General features: G+C 33.8%; 1 pseudogene. It reads left to right on the top strand.

Annotation, left to right across the window (positions count from 1 at the left end):
- A pseudogene (locus tag Q763_RS18005) lies at positions 1-1,025 on the top strand (hypothetical protein); the annotation flags it as partial.
- Positions 1,026-1,271: the final 246 nt, after the last annotated feature.

Raw genomic sequence — 1,271 nt, 5'->3', positions numbered from 1 at the left:
TGCCGAACCGTTTCTATAACGGAACCGATTATAGGTATGGGTTCCAGGGGCAGGAAAAAGATAATGAAATTAAAGGTGAAGGGAATAGTTATAACTTTAAATATAGGATGCATGACCCTAGAATTGGTAGGTTCTTTGCGGTAGACCCATTGTCTCCTCGTTATCCACATTATACTCCCTATAGTTTTAGTGGTAATAAAGTAATTGCTTATGGAGAACTAGAAGGTCTAGAAGAAAGAATTATGATATATAATGGAGAAAAATATGGATGGTCAGAACAAAACCGCTCTCAATTCAAATCGGAAGACTGGCTAAGTATTCAGGTAAGTTATTATAAGCAAATTTCTTTCTATGGAGATAAAGCTGTATTTTTTGGTAAAAAAGAATATCTTTCACATCAAAAAATAGATGACACCCATTATGTTCTTACTCCAAAAACAGGGGTTTTATTTGTAGATCTTACTGGAAGTTATCCCGTATATGAATATAATAATACTGTTGAAAATATTCCTCATGGAGATAAAGGTCTAATATGGAAAGCTGTTAAGAAATATAACCCTATATTACCCCAAGCAGATGAGGATATGGATTTTCGAGACAAAAATTACATTGCAACTGTGGAAAATGTCAGAGAAGCCTCAATGTATATGTTTGGAGGGGTTAATTTTAAACTATCAAGCAAAGCATTAAAGCTTCTTCAGTCATCCGTAGGTGAAGGGGTTATGGATGTTTTAGGACAGGCATTAGTTAAAGGAAACATAAAAGAAGTGGATATTTCTGATGCGGCAGTACAGGCATTATTTAAAAATAAAATGGCTAAAAATATTTTAAAATCATTTATTGATATATCTGCAGATAAAGGTATAAATATAAAAGAATCTAATGAGGCTTTAACCGAAATAGGAATTCGTTTACTCGTTGATAAGGCTCCTTCAGGAGATAAAACAACTGTTCAAAAATATATTATTGACATTTTAAAGAAAGATGCAAGACAAGAAATTAAAGAGGCGGTAACTGGCGAGTAGCTTTGTATCTTTAAGTTCTTAGTCATCTAACCCCAAGCCTCCGTTAGCGTGAGCATCTTGCTCGTGCCCAAATAGTAAAACATTTAAGTATATAAATAAAGGCAACCGTATTGGTTGCCTTTAATTTAATTAATATACTTCCAGTTTACTATTCACTTTTTTATATCTCTTTGTCCATATACGATTGTGTATAGTGTACATAACAATCAAGCCAGAACCAACAAACCCCAAGCCTAGGCTTGGGGT

Source organism: Flavobacterium beibuense F44-8, assembly GCF_000769915.1.
GTDB lineage: Bacteria > Bacteroidota > Bacteroidia > Flavobacteriales > Flavobacteriaceae > Flavobacterium > Flavobacterium beibuense.
This window is presented reverse-complemented; position numbering and strand designations above follow the sequence as displayed.